At 31.3% G+C, this 17,765-nt stretch carries 24 protein-coding genes; 16 read left to right on the top strand and 8 right to left on the bottom strand.

Annotated elements, in window-relative coordinates:
* Nucleotides 1–84 precede the first annotated feature (84 nt).
* The 3 genes from CD111_RS09925 to CD111_RS09915 all read left to right on the top strand — a co-directional run bounded on the left by CD111_RS09925 (nucleotide 85) and on the right by CD111_RS09915 (nucleotide 2,102).
* Nucleotides 85–630 carry a DUF3267 domain-containing protein gene (locus tag CD111_RS09925; protein WP_095087057.1) on the top strand — a complete coding sequence of 182 codons (546 nt, stop codon included), beginning with the start codon at nucleotides 85–87 and terminating at the stop codon, nucleotides 628–630.
* A 68-nt stretch (nucleotides 631–698) separates the two neighbouring features.
* The gene (gene dinB, locus CD111_RS09920) at nucleotides 699–1,766 is read left to right on the top strand and encodes a DNA polymerase IV (RefSeq protein WP_095087060.1); all 1,068 of its coding nucleotides are present in this window, start codon (nucleotides 699–701) and stop codon (nucleotides 1,764–1,766) included.
* Between the two features lie 120 nt (nucleotides 1,767–1,886).
* Nucleotides 1,887–2,102, top strand: a complete 216-nt coding sequence (locus CD111_RS09915) for a hypothetical protein (RefSeq protein WP_095087063.1) — start codon at nucleotides 1,887–1,889, stop codon at nucleotides 2,100–2,102.
* 161 nt (nucleotides 2,103–2,263) lie between these two features.
* On the opposite strand, the gene CD111_RS09910 is transcribed toward CD111_RS09915, so the two are convergent.
* Entirely contained in the window at nucleotides 2,264–2,818 is a 555-nt protein-coding gene (locus CD111_RS09910; RefSeq protein WP_229726514.1) for a 3'-5' exonuclease, read from the bottom strand.
* Between the two features lie 135 nt (nucleotides 2,819–2,953).
* Nucleotides 2,954–3,460 carry a ferritin gene (locus CD111_RS09905; RefSeq protein WP_095087069.1) on the bottom strand — a complete coding sequence of 169 codons (507 nt, stop codon included), beginning with the start codon at nucleotides 3,458–3,460 and terminating at the stop codon, nucleotides 2,954–2,956.
* A gap of 146 nt (nucleotides 3,461–3,606) precedes the next feature.
* Between CD111_RS09905 and murT the strand changes: the two genes are divergently transcribed.
* Together murT and gatD are read left to right on the top strand one after the other, a co-directional pair.
* Nucleotides 3,607–4,917 carry a lipid II isoglutaminyl synthase subunit MurT gene (gene murT / locus CD111_RS09900; RefSeq protein WP_095087072.1) on the top strand — a complete coding sequence of 437 codons (1,311 nt, stop codon included), beginning with the start codon at nucleotides 3,607–3,609 and terminating at the stop codon, nucleotides 4,915–4,917.
* Complete coding sequence (gene gatD / locus CD111_RS09895; protein ID WP_095087075.1) at nucleotides 4,917–5,642, top strand: lipid II isoglutaminyl synthase subunit GatD; 726 nt, start codon at nucleotides 4,917–4,919, stop codon at nucleotides 5,640–5,642. The genes murT and gatD overlap by 1 nt, the downstream gene beginning before the upstream one ends.
* A gap of 40 nt (nucleotides 5,643–5,682) precedes the next feature.
* On the opposite strand, the gene CD111_RS09890 is transcribed toward gatD, so the two are convergent.
* Nucleotides 5,683–6,690: an FUSC family protein gene (locus tag CD111_RS09890; protein WP_095087078.1), complete on the bottom strand. Its 1,008-nt coding sequence runs from the start codon at nucleotides 6,688–6,690 to the stop codon at nucleotides 5,683–5,685.
* A gap of 97 nt (nucleotides 6,691–6,787) precedes the next feature.
* Between CD111_RS09890 and map the strand changes: the two genes are divergently transcribed.
* The 5 genes from map to CD111_RS09865 all read left to right on the top strand — a co-directional run bounded on the left by map (nucleotide 6,788) and on the right by CD111_RS09865 (nucleotide 10,458).
* Complete coding sequence (map, locus tag CD111_RS09885; protein WP_095087081.1) at nucleotides 6,788–7,543, top strand: type I methionyl aminopeptidase; 756 nt, start codon at nucleotides 6,788–6,790, stop codon at nucleotides 7,541–7,543.
* Nucleotides 7,544–7,683: 140 nt separating this feature from the next.
* Entirely contained in the window at nucleotides 7,684–8,073 is a 390-nt protein-coding gene (locus tag CD111_RS09880; RefSeq protein WP_095087084.1) for a hypothetical protein, read from the top strand.
* A gap of 15 nt (nucleotides 8,074–8,088) precedes the next feature.
* Nucleotides 8,089–8,799: a cell wall-active antibiotics response protein LiaF gene (gene liaF, locus CD111_RS09875; protein ID WP_095087088.1), complete on the top strand. Its 711-nt coding sequence runs from the start codon at nucleotides 8,089–8,091 to the stop codon at nucleotides 8,797–8,799.
* Nucleotides 8,796–9,839 (top strand): sensor histidine kinase, encoded by a 1,044-nt coding sequence (locus tag CD111_RS09870; protein WP_095087090.1) that lies wholly within the window; start codon nucleotides 8,796–8,798, stop codon nucleotides 9,837–9,839. The genes liaF and CD111_RS09870 overlap by 4 nt, the downstream gene beginning before the upstream one ends.
* The gene (locus CD111_RS09865; RefSeq protein ID WP_095087092.1) at nucleotides 9,829–10,458 is read left to right on the top strand and encodes a response regulator transcription factor; all 630 of its coding nucleotides are present in this window, start codon (nucleotides 9,829–9,831) and stop codon (nucleotides 10,456–10,458) included. Before CD111_RS09870 ends, CD111_RS09865 begins: the two co-directional genes overlap by 11 nt.
* Before the next feature lie 186 nt (nucleotides 10,459–10,644).
* On the opposite strand, the gene CD111_RS09860 is transcribed toward CD111_RS09865, so the two are convergent.
* The 4 genes from CD111_RS09860 to CD111_RS09845 form a co-directional block, all read right to left on the bottom strand.
* The gene (locus tag CD111_RS09860; protein ID WP_095087094.1) at nucleotides 10,645–11,223 is read right to left on the bottom strand and encodes a beta-class carbonic anhydrase; all 579 of its coding nucleotides are present in this window, start codon (nucleotides 11,221–11,223) and stop codon (nucleotides 10,645–10,647) included.
* The gene (locus CD111_RS09855; protein ID WP_095087096.1) at nucleotides 11,207–12,274 is read right to left on the bottom strand and encodes a YihY/virulence factor BrkB family protein; all 1,068 of its coding nucleotides are present in this window, start codon (nucleotides 12,272–12,274) and stop codon (nucleotides 11,207–11,209) included. The genes CD111_RS09860 and CD111_RS09855 overlap by 17 nt, the downstream gene beginning before the upstream one ends.
* Nucleotides 12,275–12,343: 69 nt before the next feature.
* Entirely contained in the window at nucleotides 12,344–12,643 is a 300-nt protein-coding gene (locus tag CD111_RS09850; RefSeq protein ID WP_095087098.1) for a YtxH domain-containing protein, read from the bottom strand.
* A gap of 156 nt (nucleotides 12,644–12,799) precedes the next feature.
* A complete protein-coding gene (locus tag CD111_RS09845) occupies nucleotides 12,800–13,168 on the bottom strand; it encodes a PH domain-containing protein (RefSeq protein ID WP_197696917.1) in 369 nt (122 codons plus the stop codon).
* Nucleotides 13,169–13,300: 132 nt separating this feature from the next.
* On the opposite strand from CD111_RS09845, the gene CD111_RS09840 reads away from it, so the two are divergent.
* From CD111_RS09840 to CD111_RS09825, 4 genes are all read left to right on the top strand, one after another.
* Nucleotides 13,301–13,504 (top strand): DUF1128 family protein, encoded by a 204-nt coding sequence (locus CD111_RS09840; RefSeq protein WP_095087102.1) that lies wholly within the window; start codon nucleotides 13,301–13,303, stop codon nucleotides 13,502–13,504.
* A gap of 20 nt (nucleotides 13,505–13,524) precedes the next feature.
* Nucleotides 13,525–14,754 carry an aminopeptidase gene (locus CD111_RS09835; RefSeq protein WP_095087104.1) on the top strand — a complete coding sequence of 410 codons (1,230 nt, stop codon included), beginning with the start codon at nucleotides 13,525–13,527 and terminating at the stop codon, nucleotides 14,752–14,754.
* 81 nt (nucleotides 14,755–14,835) lie between these two features.
* Nucleotides 14,836–15,015 carry a hypothetical protein gene (locus tag CD111_RS09830; protein ID WP_095087106.1) on the top strand — a complete coding sequence of 60 codons (180 nt, stop codon included), beginning with the start codon at nucleotides 14,836–14,838 and terminating at the stop codon, nucleotides 15,013–15,015.
* A gap of 69 nt (nucleotides 15,016–15,084) precedes the next feature.
* Nucleotides 15,085–15,597 (top strand): acyl-CoA thioesterase, encoded by a 513-nt coding sequence (locus CD111_RS09825; protein WP_095087108.1) that lies wholly within the window; start codon nucleotides 15,085–15,087, stop codon nucleotides 15,595–15,597.
* Between the two features lie 123 nt (nucleotides 15,598–15,720).
* Here CD111_RS09825 and yfkAB read toward each other — a convergent pair whose 3' ends face one another.
* Complete coding sequence (yfkAB, locus tag CD111_RS09820) at nucleotides 15,721–16,848, bottom strand: radical SAM/CxCxxxxC motif protein YfkAB (protein WP_095087110.1); 1,128 nt, start codon at nucleotides 16,846–16,848, stop codon at nucleotides 15,721–15,723.
* A gap of 137 nt (nucleotides 16,849–16,985) precedes the next feature.
* On the opposite strand from yfkAB, the gene CD111_RS12650 reads away from it, so the two are divergent.
* Nucleotides 16,986–17,153, top strand: a complete 168-nt coding sequence (locus CD111_RS12650; protein ID WP_095087112.1) for an SE1561 family protein — start codon at nucleotides 16,986–16,988, stop codon at nucleotides 17,151–17,153.
* Nucleotides 17,154–17,221: 68 nt separating this feature from the next.
* On the top strand, nucleotides 17,222–17,737 hold the full coding sequence (locus CD111_RS09815) for a type 1 glutamine amidotransferase domain-containing protein (protein ID WP_095090090.1): 516 nt from the start codon (nucleotides 17,222–17,224) through the stop codon (nucleotides 17,735–17,737).
* The last annotated feature ends 28 nt before the right edge of the window (nucleotides 17,738–17,765 follow it).

Genomic DNA, 17,765 nt, shown 5'->3' with positions numbered 1-17,765 from the left:
CAGACAATAAATAGTATTAATTTTAGTTTTATTTTATAATGTAATTGTATGGGATATTAAGACTTGGTTACATGGGGGAATTTGATGTTAAAAATAGACTTAATAAACAACATTTCAATATTGAAACGTTTAGCTTTATTACAGTTTGTATTATTTCTATCATTGATTTTAATAAGCTTTAAGCTTATAGCGAATATTATTTACATATATGAAGAAGGATTTTTCAGAAATATTATTGTTGGGCTTATTGGCTTATTCATTTCAATAATTTTTCATGAGTTAATACATGGTATTTTCTTTAAAATATTTAATCCAAATGGAAAAGTTAAATATGGCTACAAGAAGGGTATGTTTTATGCTTCAATGCCTGAAACGATATTTAACAGAAAGCAGTTTTATATAATATTACTAGCGCCATTTGTTATAATTAGTTTGTTACTGTTTATTGCATTAATATGGATGCAAGTGACTTCCATTATTTATATATTTGCTTTTCATGGTGCTGCTTGTATTGGAGATTTTTATATGGCTCAAATGGTATATAGTAATAAACATATGAAGTTTATTGAAGATACTGAAGTCGGCATTAATTTATATACAGATAAACCGAATGGCATAACAACAAGTTAATATGAATTTTGTTATAATATATAGGAATTTGGGTAACCATTTTCCTATTTTTTATTGAGGTGTTTACAATGGAACGGCGAATTATTCATATAGATATGGATGCTTTCTTTGCTCAAGTCGAGGTAAGAGATAATCCTAAATTAAAAGATAAACCAGTTATAATAGGAGGGCCTGCATCTGGTAGAGGCGTTGTTTCAACAGCTAGTTATGAGGCTCGCGAATTTGGTGTTCATTCGGCTATGCCAATGGCTCGTGCTTATCAGTTATGTCCTAATGGTTATTATATAAGACCTAGAATCAGTCATTATAGAGACGTATCTAATGACATTATGTCCATATTTAAAAGTTATACAGAAATTGTAGAACCTCTATCACTTGATGAAGCTTATTTAGATGTAACAGATCTTGTAAGAAGGGATTTACCAGCGTCCAAAATAGCACAATATATTCAAAAAGATATTTATGATAAAACACAGTTAACTTCTTCGGCGGGTGTGTCATACAATAAATTTTTAGCTAAACTTGCGAGTGGAATGAATAAACCTAGTGGACGTACAGTCATTCATTACGAAAATGCACATGACATATTAATGTCTTTACCAATTGGGAAATTTGCAGGTATTGGTAAAGTGACTGAAGAGAAAATGAAAGAGCTTGAAATCAATACTGGCTATGATTTATTTCAATATACACAAATGGAACTCATACAATTATTTGGGAAGAGGGGTTCTAGTTTTTATAATAAAGTTCGTGGAATAGATAATTCGCCTGTTAAACCAACAAGAATACGTAAATCTATTGGTAGAGAAACTACCTTTGAAACTGATCAAAATGACGATGATTATATATTAAATAAAATAAGACAGTTAAGTGGTGAGGTTTCCAAACGAGCTGATAAACACGAATTAGCTGGACGAACTATAACTGTGAAGATGAAGACACATAATTTTGAGACGCTCTCAAAACAGACGAGTGTTAATACGCCAGTTCATGATGAAATTGAAATATACAATATTGCATATGAACTATATAATAGCTTGAAAGATCAAGATACTTCTATTAGATTAATAGGTGTTTCAATAGGTAACTTAGTATCTAGAACTTATCGGAATTTAACAATATATGACTTCATATAGTCAAATAACTTGAATATTGTGCAATAGGCTAGTATCATAATAAAGGTTCTAAATAAAGTTTTGATATATAATTAATTGGGTATTATGATATTATTCAAAATCAAGAAAGTAGAGACGAATATGAAATTTAAATTTTCCATTATAGCAATAACAGTATTATTAATTGTACTATTCGTTAAAAGTACAATAGATACTGGAAGTTTTGATATAGTTAAATTATTAGGTATTATTGCAATTGCATTATTATTATTCTGGGCAGATAGAAAACTTGAAAGACCTGTTAATAAAGCAAGTTTGAGAAGAGATATTAAAAAAGAATTCAAAAATAAAGAATAAATAGTTACAGTAATTTTGTTGTGAAATTATTAGAACAGCAGAAAGTCATTTTTAAAATGACTTTCTGCTGTTCTTTTTTTGTTCGGGTAGACAAGCGCCTTAGAACATATTGAAAAATAAGTGGCGCATCATATTAATGACTCAGATATTTTTATATTTAATTAGACGTATTTTTTGTCTGATAATGTTTTCCCGTAAATGCTAAGTACTGTATTTAAGTCCGGATAATACTTTAACAATCTAAATGTAATAATTGCACATGCTTTGGCATCATTTAATGCATGGTGATGGCCTTTAAAATCAATATTATAATATTTCATCATGGGATCAAGTCCATATCGATGGTTATCGACTGTCTTTCTTGCTAGTATGCATGAACAAAAGTAAGTTATATTTGGTACGTCTATATTTAACTTTACAAGTGATTTAAACAGCACATTCATATCAAATTTTGCGTTGTGTGCGACGACTGGTAAATCTCCTATAAAATCCATCATATAAGGAAATACTTTATCAAATGTTGGTGAATTTTCAACATCTGATGGGTGTATGCCATGGATTTTTATGTTGAATTTTGAAAAATAATCTTTAGGATTTACTAGTGTATAGAAATTCTCTGTTATATGATGGTCAACAACTTTAACCATACCAACTGAGCAAATACTTTCTGGTTGGCCATTAGCTGTTTCAAAATCAAGCGCTACAAATGATGACAAATTATCACTTCCTTTGAATGCTAAGTATAAAGAAAAATAACAATCGAGAAAAGAATTTTGTTTGATCAAAAAAAGAACAAACCTATTAATCATAAATTGATCAGGTTTGTCCTTAAGTATATCTTTCGATTTGAACTATTCTGCTTCTTCAGTAAAGTGACGTGCACTTAATTCTTTCTCATATATATACAATGCATTATTATCTTCTTGAATTCTTTCAAGATAATCAATGTGCGTTTCAAACATTGATTCTTCTTCTACTTGCTCATCTAAGAACCAGTTTAAGAATGAAATTGTAGCGAAATCATTTTCATTTTTAGCTAATTCAGATAAATGGTAGAAGCGACGTGTTACTTCTTGTTCTTGTGCTAGACCATCTTTAAATGTTTCTAACAATGAGTTGAAATCAGTTTTTGGCGCATCTAATTGTGTGAAGATAGCTTTTTCACCACGATCATTAATATAGTTATATATTTTCATCCCGTGAAATCTTTCTTCTTTGGCTTGTTGAATATAGAAGTTTGCGAAACCGTCGTAACTCTTATCTGCACAATAGGCTGCCATAGCCATATATGCATGTGCTGCATAAAACTCATGGTTTAATTGATTGTTTAAAGCATCTAGTATATTTTTAGATAACATAAAAATCTTCCCTTCTATTGTTAATTGTTTTACAATTTTTATTATACAATATTAATAATCTTAAAACCAAGATTTGACATAGTGAATCGCTTTTTGAAACACTTTTGAACGTGTTATAATGATATGACAGAATAAGGAGGTAACGTATGAAGAAGTATGTTGCAACAAATATGGCCAAATTCGCCAGATTTGCGAGTAGAAAAGTAGGGAAACAAGGTACGGATCTTCCGGGACAAATCGCACGTAAGATAGATCCATCAATATTAAGAAAGTTAGCTCAAGATGTCGATGAAATCGTCATGATAAGTGGTACGAATGGTAAGACGACAACATCTAATTTAATTGGTCACACTTTAAAGAAGAATAATATAAATATTATACATAATACTGAAGGCGCAAATATGGCAGCAGGTATTACTTCAAGTTTTATTGTTCAATCTAATAAAAACACTAAAATCGCAGTTATCGAAATTGACGAAGGCTCAATTCCGAGAGTACTAAATGAAATGACACCTACTATGATGGTTGTAACAAACTTTTTTAGAGATCAAATGGATAGATTCGGTGAAATTGACACTATGGTAGATAACATTGCGAATGCTATTAACAATAAAGGTATTAAATTATTACTCAATGCAGATGATCCATTTGTAAGTAGACTCAAAATAGCGAGCGATGATATCGTATATTATGGTATGAAACAAGGCATTCATGACTTTGAACAAAGTACGATGGTTGAAAGCAAATATTGTCCTAATTGTGGTAAATTATTAAATTATACACATGTACATTATAATCAAATTGGTCATTATTATTGTAGTTGTGGTTTTAAGAGAGAAACTCCTCAATATGAAGTGACGCAATTTAGCCAAGAACCATTTATTAAAGTTGGCTTAAATGATGCAATATTCGATTTAAAAATAGCTGGTGATTATAATGTGTTTAACGTAATCGCTGCATATACTGTGTTACGTGAACTTGGATTAAATAATGAACGCATTAAAGCTGGATTTGAGTCTTATACATCTGATAATGGAAGAATGCAATACTTTAAAAATACTAATAAAGAAGCACTAATAAATCTTGCGAAAAATCCAGCCGGACTTAATGCAAGCTTATCTGTAGGAGAACAAATAGAAGGTGAAAAAGTCTTTCTGATAAGTTTAAATGATAATGGAGCAGATGGTCGCGACATTTCATGGATTTATGATGCTGACTTTGAAAAATTATCAAGACAAAACATTAAAGCTATTATTTGTACTGGTCAAAGAGCTGAAGAACTTGCATTAAGATTGAAATATGCTGAAGTTGAGACAGATGTGATTGTTGAGCATTCAATTGAAAAAGCAACTGAAATGTCGATGCAATATCCACAATTTACGGTCGCCATTCCAAATTATACTTCATTATCACCAATGCATCGTACTTTGATAAAAGCATTTAAGGAGGAAAACTAATGTCACCTATAAAGATATTTCATTTTATGCCTGATAAATTAAACTTATATGGTGATATAGGTAATATTATCGCATTGAAACAACGTGCTAAATGGCGTGATATTGAAGTAGAAGTTGTAAATATAACTGATACGGATGGTCTAAGCCTAGATGATTGTGATATTTTCTTTATTGGTGGTGGAAGTGACAGAGAGCAAAGTCTTGCTACTGAACAATTAAGGAAAATTAAAACACAATTAAAAGAAGCAATAGAAGATGGGATGCCGACATTAACAATATGCGGTGGGTATCAATTTTTAGGATCAGAATATGTAACACCAGATGGTACTAGACTAGAAGGATTAAATATTCTTGATATTTATTCTGAATCAAAAAAAGAACGTCTCATCGGAGATATAGTCATTGAATCAGAGACTTTTGGACAAATTGTTGGATTTGAAAATCATGGAGGCAGAACATATCATGAATATCCAACGCTGGGCAAAGTTGTAAGTGGATTCGGTAATAATGAAGATGATAAAAAAGAAGGTATCCATTATAAAAATTTATTAGGTACGTACTTACATGGGCCAATATTACCTAAAAATCACGAAATGACTGACTATTTATTAAGAAAAGCTTGTGAAAGAAAGAATATACCTTTCACTCCAGAAAAATTAAATAATTCAGTTGAAGAAGCAGCGAAACAAGCTATTATTAAAAGATTATTAAATGATAAAAAATAAAATAGAGTCAATCCGTTATTTTTAATGGATTGACTCTATTTTATTTTGATTTAGATTCAATAGACTTACCGTATCGTTCATTTATAATTTTATCTATCATGAGTATTTCATAGATTAAGTGACTTTTAATTTGATTAATATCAAATTCATTTAATCCTTTAACACTGTTTTTTAAAGTAGTTGCTGACTTCTTAGGTTTATAATATTTATGTGTTTGAAGTAGCGCTTCATATGCTTTAATAAATTTGCTAATTGCGATTCTTTCCTGTTCTGTGAATATCATATGAGTGTTTTCTGGTAAATATATTAAGTTCAATAAATGGGCATTTAATAATCGGTTAGTGTGATAAGTCATTTCAACTTTTCTAATGTATGCTTTTGATTCTTTCTTTGTACGATGATAATCGTATTCTTCTTTTTGGTATTTAATTAATTGTTCAATTTTACTTGCTGATTGTTGTAGAGCTGACATACGTTTCATTGAAATATTTGATACATATTCTCCAAGTAAAAGTTCTTTCAATCTATTCGTATAAATTTCTAAAATTTTATTTTCCATATCATGATTGATTTGCTCAATTTGATTAATGTATTTAGGAGGTAGAACAACAAAGTTAACTAAACCGGCAGTTGCCAATCCTATCGTCGTGGTCGCTAATCTAGAAACAAAGTTATAAACGAACGCATCGTGAATAACAGGGACCATTGCTACAGCAGTAATTGCGGCAACTAGCATACCATCCATTAATTTGAGTTGATAACATATCAATATTGTAACGGTTGCCGCTAAAGAGTAGCTAAGTGGTGATTCTCCGAAGAAGAAAGTACTAATGACTGCTATAAAAGCACCTAATATAGAAGCGGGGAATCTAACAAATGCTTTCTTTAAAGAAGCTTTAGCAGTTGGTTCTATTGTGACGATTGAAGTAATTACAGCAAATATAGGGTTTAAGTTTAAAGACATACAAATTAAACCAGTTAAAAATGTTGCCAATCCAGTCTTGATAATTCTTGCACCAATTAATCTCGTAATCCAATTTTCTTTCATATACAAAACTCCGAAGTCATTTTTTTATAGTATAACAGATTATTTCTGATATAATAATAGACGACAAAAAATTTTAAAAAGAAAGAACGGGATTTAAATGATAATTCAAAACAATGAAGAACTTGAAGGCCTTAAAGAGATAGGCAAGATATGTGCAATAATTCGAGACGAATTGAAAGAAGCAACTAAACCCGGTATGACAACTAAAGAGATAGACAATATCGCAAAGGTACGCTTTGAAGAATTAGAAGCAGAATCAGCACCAATTGCGGAATATGACTTTCCTGGTTATACATGTATAAGTGTAAATGAAGAAGTTGCGCACGGTATCCCTGGCAAACGTGTTATAAAAGAAGGGGATTTAGTAAATATCGATGTTTCTGCACGTAAAAATGGTTTCTACGCTGATACTGGTATTTCATTTGTAGTCGGTAATGCAGACGATCCTAAGAAACAATTAGTAGTAGATGTTGCTTTAATGGCATTTGAAGAAGCTATGAAAAAAGTTAAGCCAGGAGCTAAATTATCTCAAATTGGTAGAGCGGTTAATGCTACAGCACGTAAAAATGGTGTGAAAGTAATTAAAAACTTAACTGGTCATGGCGTTGGTAGATCATTACATGATTCTCCACAACACGTAATGAACTATTATGATCCATTAGAAACACAACTTCTTAAAGAAGGCATGGTTTTAGCAGTAGAACCATTTATTTCATCAAATGCTACAATTGTATCAGACGGTAAAAATGAATGGGCATTTGAAACTAAAGACAAAAGCTATGTTGCCCAAATTGAGCATACGATCGTTGTAACAAAAGACGGTCCTTTATTATTAACTAAATTAGAAGATTAAATAAAAGCTCAAGCGTTACGTGTCGTACGCTTGAGCTTTTCTAGGACCTAGGACTGATTATAAGTTCGTACAAAGGTCCATTACGAAATTTGGAAATACATTTTATAATAGAATCTAATCTGAAAGAAGTGGGTGATTCTATGTTAAATGTAGTATCTAATCAATTAAAGCAACTTATCATTGTATCTTATTATGAAAGTTTAGATTCATGTGCAAAGCAATTAGATGTTAAAATAAATGCAATGAGAGAATATGTTTCATATTTAGAAGAAAAACGTTATCAAATATTTAATTTGATTGAAAAATATACAATAGAATTAGACAATAAATATATCGATAGAATTGAAGACTTTAAAATTGCTTATGCAAATAAAATTGATGATCATGATTTAGTGTGGTTGCAAGAACAAATTAACAAGTTAGAAAGTGATTCAGCTAAAATAGATGAAGCTATACAATGTACATTGAAACAAATTGCAAATGCAATAGCTGAACGTACTATGCTATCTGAGATGAATTCACTTCTCTAAGCTAGGAGTGGTATATTGAAGAATAAATTTATTTCAACAGAATTATTGATTGTACTTTCAACATTAATACTGTTGTCGAATATTTACTATATCTTCTTTGAAAAGATAGGACTATTACTTGTCGTAGTTATGGGCATGATTTTAATTTATGTAGGATATTTATATTTCCATAAATTGAGAGGACTTATAATGTTTTGGTTAGGTGCAATATTGTTGATTTATGCATTGCTATCTAATCCGTATATGTTAACGATTTTATTCTTGTTTTTAATATATTTAGTTATCCGTTATATCATATACAGAAAAAAACCACTTAAAATAGAACATGTAGAAACGACTTCAAATGAAAATATTAATGAGTCATTCATCAAGCAAAGATGGTTTTCGCCACAGAAAACACCTCATTACATTTATAAATGGGAAGATATTCAAGTCCAACAAGCAATTGGAGATATAGAACTAGACTTATCTTTAGCAGCAAATTTAACTGAATCCAATATAATTGTCATTAGACAATTAGTAGGGAAAACTCAAATTATAGTCCCATATAATTATCATGTGAACGTGCATTTTTCAGCTTTATATGGAAGATTATATATGAATGATTCTGTATACAAAGCTAAAAATGAAACCGTACATTACGAAGCGAATAATCATAAAAAAGGCTTTAAAGTGAATATATTCATATCAACATTAATGGGAGATGTTGAGGTGATATTCCGATGAATAATTACACACGTATCATAGGTTCAATGTTAATACTTGTTTATGGCATATTTATTGTCATTGCATTTTTAGATAGAATTTTTATAAACATTATTTATTTTCAAGGTTTATTTTATACACAAATAATGGGGATACCAGCGTTCTTATTTATTAATATTGTCGTTATCTTGTTATGTATCATAATTGGTTCAGCTGTTGCTTATAAAATTAATCAACAACACCACTGGATAAAAGACCAACTAGAACGATCTTTTCAAGGTGAAGTACTCGGTGTGAATCATCATGAAATTGATTTACATAAAGAGACGATGGAGCTATATTATGCGTTAGTTCCGTTACATGATGAACTGTATACATTAAGATTGAAATCACAACAAATTATAAATGATTCGTATCAAATGCAAGACTCAGTCGTAAAGAAAATAATCGAAGATGAAAGACAGAGATTAGCTAGAGAATTACATGATTCAGTGAGTCAGCAATTGTTTGCTGCAAGCATGATGTTATCAGCGATTAAATCTTCAGAACTTAATGAACAACTGACGAAACAAGTGAATTTATTAGAAAAAATGATTCAAGATTCACAACTTGAAATGAGAGCCTTACTGTTACATTTAAGACCATTAGGCTTGAAGAACAAATCGTTAGGTGAAGGTATTAAAGACTTAGTAATCGACTTGAAACAAAAGATACCTATGAAAGTCATATATGATATTGAAGATATCGATATTGCTAAAGGAACTGAAGATCATTTGTTTAGAATTACACAAGAAGCAATATCTAATACATTACGACACTCAAAAGGAAACAAAGTATCAATCGAGCTTATCGAAACGAGCGACTATGTTATTTTACGTATTCAAGATGACGGTGTAGGCTTTGATACAACAAAGAGAGACCCACAAAGTTATGGGCTTAATACAATGAATGAACGTGCATTAGAAATAGGTGCAACGCTTAATATTATTTCAATGCCTGAATCAGGAACACGTATTGAAGTGAAAGTACCTAATAATAAGGAGGAGCAATATGACAATTAAAGTATTGTTCGTGGATGACCACGAGATGGTTCGGATAGGAATATCAAGTTACTTATCAACACAAGAAGATATATCCGTTATTGGTGAAGCTGCTTCTGGTAGGGAAGGCATTGCTAAAGCAGAAGAACTTCAACCCGATGTGATTTTAATGGATTTAGTGATGGATGACATGAATGGTATTGAAGCGACACAACATATTAAACAGAATCAACCGAGCGTTAAAATAGTAATGTTAACGAGCTTTATTGAAGATAATGAAGTATACCAAGCATTAGATGCTGGCGTTGATAGCTATATATTAAAAACATCTTCAGCTGATGATATAGCAAATGCAGTTCGAAAGACGTTCAATAAAGAATCTGTATTTGAAGCGGAAGTACTTGTGAAGATGAGAAACAGAATGAACCAAAAAGCAGAACTATTCGAGTTGTTAACGGAAAGAGAGATGGAAATTTTACTATTAATTGCTAAAGGATATTCGAACCAAGAAATAGCAAGTGCATCTCATATCACAATTAAAACTGTAAAAACGCATGTCAGCAACATATTGAGTAAACTTGAAGTACAAGATAGAACACAAGCTGTCATATATGCATTCCAGCATAATTTAATATCATAAAAATAAGGCTAGGACATCACTTGATGCCCTAGCCTTATTACATATCAAGTGAGTATTACATCATTATGGCAAATATGTAGAAGTTAGCGCGCTAAGTAGCCAGACTTGAGAATCTAGCAAAATAGCAAAGAAAAATCGTAAAACATCTTTATTAATTAAAGACGTTTTACGATTTATTTTTCTGATTTATGTCAGTTGATTTAACTTTTTATAGCCATCTTGAACTACTTCTAATGAACCGTTATGAGGATCAATAACTAATCCATGGATAGGTACGGTTTGATCAAATAATGGATGGTGATATATGGTTTCTATATTAGACTTAACATTTGCTGTTACATCACTGAATCCACCTAAGAAGTTTTGAATGTTTATGCCAGAATGTTCGATAATATCAAAAGTTTGATTTGTGATACCACGTTCTTTCATAGTTTTTACAACACTATCTACGTCAAGGTTCCCCATACCACAGTCTTTATGTCCCATGATAATAATTTCTTCAGCACCTAAAGCATAAATGGCTACTAATAAACTACGCATTGTTGAACCGTAAGGATGTGAAATTGTAGCGCCAGCATTTTTAACAACTTTGACATCTCCATTTTTAAATCCTAATGCTCGTGTTGATAACTCAGTTAGTCTCGTATCCATACACGTTAAAAGTACTGCTTTTGCACTTGGTTTTTTAGTGGTAATAAAATTTTCATAGTCTTTGTTATCTACAAAGCTAGCATTAAATTTCAATATATCATTCAATAGAGGCATTAGTTTGTTCACCTTTTTCTGTAATATTGTCAAATACTTGTTCTTCTGGAGAACCGTTCTTGAGCATTTTCTTCTGATGTAAAACAGCGTTGATTTCTGCACCAATTATAATAATTAATCCAGTTAAGAATAACCAAAGCATAAGGACAATAATACCACCGATACTACCGTAAGTTTTAGAATAATTAGCAAAGTTATTTACATAAGTACCGAATAAAGCACTAGCGCCTAACCAAACAATAGTTGTAAAAGCAGCACCAGGTACAACTGATAACAGTTTAATCTTAATGTTTGGTGCTAAAGCGTAAAGTGTAATAAAGACGATGAAAGTTACGATTAGTGGTAACACTATTTTAATTAAGCTAAAGATCCAGCGTAACTCATCTTGTAAGCCTAATGGACCAAATAATAAGTTGCCAATTTGTTGTCCAAAGATAGGTAAAGCAATAGCTAAACCGAAAACAACAACCATGATAATTGTAAAGAATATACTCATTAATTTTAATACGACTGCATTTCTGCCATCTTCAACGTCATATGCAACATTAAACGCATTCATTAATGCTGTCATACCATTTGAAGCTGACCAAAGTGCAGCTATCAAACCAAATGAGAATAGTCCACCACTAGCGTTATCCATAATGTCATTGATTATACCTGTAATTAATTTAGCCGTATCTCCAGGAGCATTATCAGAAATCATATTCGTAATCGTATCTGGATTTACTTGGAATATCGGTATTAAAGTCAACATAAAGATAAGAGTAGGGAATAGAGCTAGTAAGAAATAATAAGACAACTGTGCTGCTAACCCAGTGGCATTATCTTTACCAATTCTGTATAGCAATGTTGATAATATATTTCCATCTTTCGTGTATTTTGCAGGTTTGTTTATTTTCGAAACGAAGAAAATTTGGTTATCTTTTTTGGCTTGCTTAGATTCGAATTTCTGAGGTGGTATGAAATTTTCTTTTTTGATTGATTTTTTTTGTTCTTTTTTAAAGTTTTTAGCTTGTTCTAAAAACTTAGAACTTGTTTTATCATTTCCCATAGCGTATCTCCTAAAATATGTAATGTTAAAAAAGACTAGGGAAGAGAAGATTCCTAGTCTTTTTAAAATTTATGAATGTGTAGGGCCTGAAATTTTTCTGTTATTTTTTTTCTCAACAAATGTGTCTTTAGCATCCATAATTGATTGTTCTAGTTCTGGATTTTTGCGACGAATTTCTTCAATTACATCTTTCCAATATAATACTTCATCTTTAATTTGATTTACTTTCGAAGGTTGTCTTGATGTGTTACCTTCTTTAATGTTTTGTACTTGGTTTGTTAATGATTGACGTGTACCTTTATCTGCTAAAGCGATAACAGCGCCTATAGTACCGCCTATTAATATTGCAGGAACTAATTTGTTTTGCATGATGGTTTCCCCTCTCGATTTTAAAAATTTATAAAAAGTATTCACCTACATATCATATCATAAATGACGACGTTATTAACTGATATAGGTTATTTAACATACTAATAAATTTACTATTTATAATCTTTCCCAGATTTGACCATTATTAAACACAATTTATGTTAAAAGTGCGTTTGAAAGTAAAGTTTCGAATGGCATAATGTCTAAGTTTCTTCCGATTTTAATTTTGAAATGACCTGCTTTAGTCCATAACGTTATTTCTCCATTTAAATCTAATAATTTTCCAGCATTTTCAGTAGACCACATTAAAATAATGCTATATGGAATAGAATATGTTTCGATTTTTTTGCCTGTAATACCTTGGATATCACGTATGATAATACGTTTATTTGTAAATATTGCAGTATCCCTAAATGTTTTAAAGGCACTATAAGCTTCTTCTCCATTAACTAAGTAGTTATCAACATCGTTCGGGACATTAACTTTTTCATATAATGTCCATGAAAGTATATCTTGAATAGCCAAAGTCATCACCCTCTTTCTTATTATTTTCTTAATTGTATATAGTTTTTATATAAAATGTAAAGTTTCTTGAAGCCTTTCTATGTTTTCTTTGTCATAACTTTTTGATAAACTAATTTGGAAAGGATGATAAAAATGACAGAATCAATTGAACAAATGGTAGATGATATAAAAACAAAACTTAGATTAGTTAATACGAGTGTGCTTAATAAGGATGCTATTCCTGAAGAAAAGAAAGAAGATTTAAAAGATATTCACACGATGGTCATGTCTAGAAAGAATATTTCAGCGAGTGAAATGACAGCTATCACACATGCATTAGGGGAGTTAAGAAAATAAATAATAAAGGGGATTTTTATATGGGTTACAAAGACGAATTACAAAAATATGCTGAACTATTAATTAAAGTTGGGCTAAATGTTCAAAAAGGGGAGCCTGTTTATATTCAAGCTACGATTGAGTCTAATCAATTTGTACATTTACTAGTTGAAGAAGCTTATAAAGCAGGTGCAGAAGATGTTAAAGTTAATTATAGTGATGATAGACTTTCACAATTGAAATATCAATATGAAAGTGAAGCATTTTTTGAAGATGTTAAACAATATGTTGTAGATGAAAGAATGGACTATTTAAATCGTAAAGCAGCATTTTTATCAGTAGTTTCATCAAGCCCAGATAATTTAAAAGATGCTGACCCTAAGAAAATTAGCAAAGCTATGTCAGCAACTGGTAAAGCATTAAAGGATTATATGGTGGCAGTACAAAGTGATCAAATGAGTTGGTGCGTTGCTGCTTATCCATCAGAAGGATGGGCTAAGATGATGTTTCCTGATTTAGATGCAGATGAAGCATTTAATAAATTATTAGAAACAATACTTAAAACAGTACGAGTAGATGACACAGATCCTATTAATGCATGGAAAAAACATGATAAACGACTCCATGAAAAAGCAAACTATTTAAATTCTAAGAAATATAAAGCACTTCATTACACATCAGAAGGTACTGATTTAACAATTGATTTACCTAAAGGTCAATATTGGAGCGGTGCTAGTTCTATTAATTCTAAAGGTAATTCATTTGTTGCGAATATGCCTACAGAAGAAGTTTTTACAGCACCCCATAAGAATGGTGTAAATGGAACAGTGAAAAACACATTGCCACTTAGTTATTCAGGTAATATTATAGATGACTTTTCGATAACTTTTAAAGATGGTGAAGTTGTAGATTATCATGCAGGTGTTGGTGAAGATATTCTGAAAAGTATTCTAGAAACAGATGAAGGTGCAAGAAGACTTGGAGAGGTCGCATTAGTTCCTGTAGATTCTCCTATTTCAAATATGAATACGTTGTTTTATAATACATTATTTGATGAAAATGCCTCTTGTCATATTGCTTTAGGATCTGCATATGCATTCTGTATTGAAGGTGGGAAAGAAATGTCTCCTGAAGAATTAACTGAGAATGGATTGAATGATTCTACAACGCATGTTGACTTTATGATAGGAAGTAAGGATTTATCTATAGATGGCATATTGGAAGATGGTACTACAGAACCTGTTTTTAGAAATGGGAATTGGGCATTTTAAACCATAGCTTATTTAAAAAACATCATGTATAATGAAAGGTAATAGATTATAATTAGTTTGTTATTTAAAGGAGGGGATATCATGAGTACACCTATGGAATGGAGTATTATGATTGCATTTATATTTGCGATTTTCACATTTGGTGGTGCATTAATGATGTACTTAGTAAAAACATTTGATGGTAGAGAATCAGTACGAATTGATACTGCTGAAGAAGCGTTAGAGAAAAAAGTGTTCGATGATGAGGAACACTATCATTAATAATTTTTAAAAGCCAGGGAAACCTGGCTTTTATTTTTCTGAAAAATAAAAATATGAGGGGTTATTAATATGAGTGAGAAAAAACCAATGAAAGAATCAAGAAGCGTTAAGTCTATACAAATTTTTCCGGAAGATACAAATCATCATAATACGATGTTCGGTGGTAAACTTATGGCTGAAATTGATGAAATAGCGGCAATTGCTGCAATGAGACATAGTGGAAGTTCCGTTGTAACAGCATCTACAGATTCTGTTGACTTCTTAAAACCAATCAGAACAGGTGAGATAGTTTCACTCGTTTCATTTGTGACACATGCAGGGAAATCTTCAATGGAGATTTGTGTAAAAGTGATTAGTGAGGATATCATTAACAATCAAAAACATTTATCTGCATATAGTTTTTTAACTTTTGTAGCATTAGATAAAGAAGGTAATAAAGCACTTGTACCTAGTATTTATCCCGAGACAGAAGATGAAAAGTGGTTTTACGAAACTGCTAAAGAACGTGTCCAATTAAGACATGATAGAAGAGATGAAAGTAAAAAAACGTTAGACTTTATGTCTACAAAACTATATATATAACGCATTCAATTTGTCATCTGGGGCTTTAATATGACAAGTTGGCGCGCCTGATCATTCTGTTATTTAATGAATATCGTATATAAGACAGCCTAGGACATCATTTACGTCCTAGGCTGTCTTAAATTATCTATTCATCATTTTTTCATTTGCTTTAAAGTCTACATCTTTATAGTACATATCTTTTACTAATAAGTTTGGACCTAAACATCTTACTTTAGGGCAATGACAGTTTAGAGATTTGGCCAAATTAGAATCCATCCAAGTTTGGTATACGTCTTGTAATTTATCTTCTTTAATGTTTGCAATGGAACCAGTTTCGTCACCAAAATCTGTCACAATGACATCACCTGAGAATACATTGACATTGAGTCTACTTCTACCATCAGGATCATTTCTTAGCGTTACATTTTTAGCGTTGTGTAATTTGGATAATAATTGTTGATCTGAATCACTCTTAAAACAAGGATAAAAAGGTAGTGTACCGAATAACATCCATATATCTTCATTTCTGAAATCTAGTATGTCATGAATCGTTTCTTTCATTTCATCTAAGCTTAATATATTTAACTGGCTCGCAAAGTCTGAAGGATACATTGGATGAATTTCATGTCGACTACATTTCATATCTTGAACAATTTCAGTATGTATCTTGTTTAAATATGGTTTCGTACTTTTGTTTAGCATTGTTTCAGCCGATACAAACATACCTTGCTCTGATAAAGTTGCTGAATTTTGAATCATTTGCTCATACAGTTTGTATCTTGCTTTAAGTGGTGGTTTTTTCTCCATAACATGGAAACCAACTTCACTAAATTCATCAATCGTCCCCCAGTTATGAGAAATATGCATAACATCAATATATTCAGCAATTTCAAGATAACGGTCTAACGGTAACGTTAAATTAGAGTTCATTTGAGTATAGATGCCTCTCTTATGTGCATATTTCAAAAGTGGTACAACCGTTTCTCTAATGGATTTTTTGCTGAACATAGGTTCTCCACCTGTAATAGAGATTGTCTTTAGATGTGGTACTTCATCTAGTCTTTTTAAAATTAATTCCATCGGTAACGTATCAGGGTCACGTAGTTGTAATGTATATCCAACTGCGCAGTGTGCGCAACGCATATTACATAATGTTGTAGTCGTAAATTCTATATTACTAAGTTGAAGTGACCCATGCTGATCGATATCGTTATAGGCTTCCCAAGGGTCATTTTGTATTGATATAGGACTTTTCAAGTCATAAATCATGTTTTATCCTTCTTTCTGAATTTTTTCCTATCTATGAGCGTACCATTAGTGTAGCAAATTTCCAATACTGATTTATGATTGTTTTTATTTTAGTAATCATTCATAATAAAACTAACAATGTTTAAAGGAGAAATGTTATGAGTCGTAAATCGTCACTAAGTGAAATCAAGCAAAGGTTATCTGAATTTCTTGATGAAATTGAATCTATGAACATGGAAGATTTAGAAGTATCTGACATAGATGAATGGATTGCGTTATTAGATGAGCTTGAGAAAAAAGTTCACGCTATGCAAGAAGAAAATTAATTACGTTTAAAACACTCCCTTAAGTGGTATTTATAAACTATACAGTTAGAAAGGGAGAGATTATGAGTATGAGTAAAAAAATAGCAGCAGTCGTAACAGACTTATTTGAAGATGTAGAATTAACTAGCCCTGAGAAAGCTTTAACTGATGCAGGACATGAAGTTATATTAGTTGGTGAAGAAAAAGGTAAAGAAATCACTGGTAAAAAAGGTGAAAAAGTTAAAATAGATTTAGGTATTGAAGAAGCTAAACCTGAAGATTTTGATGCAGTTTTAATACCAGGTGGATTTTCTCCAGATTTATTACGTGGAGACGAAAAAGGACGCTTCGGTGAATTTGTTAAACACTTCGTTCAAAATGAAAAACCATCGTTTGCAATATGCCACGGACCGCAACTATTAATTGACACTGATTTATTAGAAGGGAAGACAGTAACAAGTTTCTTGTCTGTCCGAAAAGATCTAAAAAATGCAGGTGCAAATGTAGTTGACGAATCTGTAGTCGTTGACAGTGGCATTGTTACAAGTCGTACTCCAGATGACTTGGAGGACTTTAACCGCGAGTCACTTGCATTGCTTCAATAAATGTAACATGAAAAAGGACTTAGCCATT

Origin of the sequence: Mammaliicoccus stepanovicii (genome assembly GCF_002902525.1) — a bacterium.
In the GTDB taxonomy this organism is placed as follows: Bacteria; Bacillota; Bacilli; order Staphylococcales; family Staphylococcaceae; genus Mammaliicoccus; species Mammaliicoccus stepanovicii.
The sequence above is the reverse complement of the archived record's forward strand: the minus strand, read 5'-3'. Positions and strand labels throughout refer to the sequence as shown.

What these genes read in the sequence shown, in the direction of transcription:
- CD111_RS09880 (WP_095087084.1), top strand. Translation starts at nt 7,684, where the DNA reads ATGTTAAATGTAGTATCTAATCAATTAAAGCAACTTATCATTGTATCT.
- CD111_RS09825 (WP_095087108.1), top strand. Translation starts at nt 15,085, where the DNA reads ATGAGTGAGAAAAAACCAATGAAAGAATCAAGAAGCGTTAAGTCTATA.
- CD111_RS09865 (WP_095087092.1), top strand. Translation starts at nt 9,829, where the DNA reads ATGACAATTAAAGTATTGTTCGTGGATGACCACGAGATGGTTCGGATA.
- CD111_RS09890 (WP_095087078.1), bottom strand. Translation starts at nt 6,690, where the DNA reads ATGAAAGAAAATTGGATTACGAGATTAATTGGTGCAAGAATTATCAAG.
- CD111_RS09855 (WP_095087096.1), bottom strand. Translation starts at nt 12,274, where the DNA reads ATGGGAAATGATAAAACAAGTTCTAAGTTTTTAGAACAAGCTAAAAAC.
- CD111_RS09830 (WP_095087106.1), top strand. Translation starts at nt 14,836, where the DNA reads ATGAGTACACCTATGGAATGGAGTATTATGATTGCATTTATATTTGCG.
- CD111_RS09835 (WP_095087104.1), top strand. Translation starts at nt 13,525, where the DNA reads ATGGGTTACAAAGACGAATTACAAAAATATGCTGAACTATTAATTAAA.
- CD111_RS09840 (WP_095087102.1), top strand. Translation starts at nt 13,301, where the DNA reads ATGACAGAATCAATTGAACAAATGGTAGATGATATAAAAACAAAACTT.
- CD111_RS09815 (WP_095090090.1), top strand. Translation starts at nt 17,222, where the DNA reads ATGAGTAAAAAAATAGCAGCAGTCGTAACAGACTTATTTGAAGATGTA.
- CD111_RS09925 (WP_095087057.1), top strand. Translation starts at nt 85, where the DNA reads ATGTTAAAAATAGACTTAATAAACAACATTTCAATATTGAAACGTTTA.
- CD111_RS09870 (WP_095087090.1), top strand. Translation starts at nt 8,796, where the DNA reads ATGAATAATTACACACGTATCATAGGTTCAATGTTAATACTTGTTTAT.
- murT (WP_095087072.1), top strand. Translation starts at nt 3,607, where the DNA reads ATGAAGAAGTATGTTGCAACAAATATGGCCAAATTCGCCAGATTTGCG.
- gatD (WP_095087075.1), top strand. Translation starts at nt 4,917, where the DNA reads ATGTCACCTATAAAGATATTTCATTTTATGCCTGATAAATTAAACTTA.
- yfkAB (WP_095087110.1), bottom strand. Translation starts at nt 16,848, where the DNA reads ATGATTTATGACTTGAAAAGTCCTATATCAATACAAAATGACCCTTGG.
- CD111_RS09860 (WP_095087094.1), bottom strand. Translation starts at nt 11,223, where the DNA reads ATGCCTCTATTGAATGATATATTGAAATTTAATGCTAGCTTTGTAGAT.
- CD111_RS09915 (WP_095087063.1), top strand. Translation starts at nt 1,887, where the DNA reads ATGAAATTTAAATTTTCCATTATAGCAATAACAGTATTATTAATTGTA.
- CD111_RS09850 (WP_095087098.1), bottom strand. Translation starts at nt 12,643, where the DNA reads ATGCAAAACAAATTAGTTCCTGCAATATTAATAGGCGGTACTATAGGC.
- dinB (WP_095087060.1), top strand. Translation starts at nt 699, where the DNA reads ATGGAACGGCGAATTATTCATATAGATATGGATGCTTTCTTTGCTCAA.
- CD111_RS09905 (WP_095087069.1), bottom strand. Translation starts at nt 3,460, where the DNA reads ATGTTATCTAAAAATATACTAGATGCTTTAAACAATCAATTAAACCAT.
- map (WP_095087081.1), top strand. Translation starts at nt 6,788, where the DNA reads ATGATAATTCAAAACAATGAAGAACTTGAAGGCCTTAAAGAGATAGGC.
- CD111_RS12650 (WP_095087112.1), top strand. Translation starts at nt 16,986, where the DNA reads ATGAGTCGTAAATCGTCACTAAGTGAAATCAAGCAAAGGTTATCTGAA.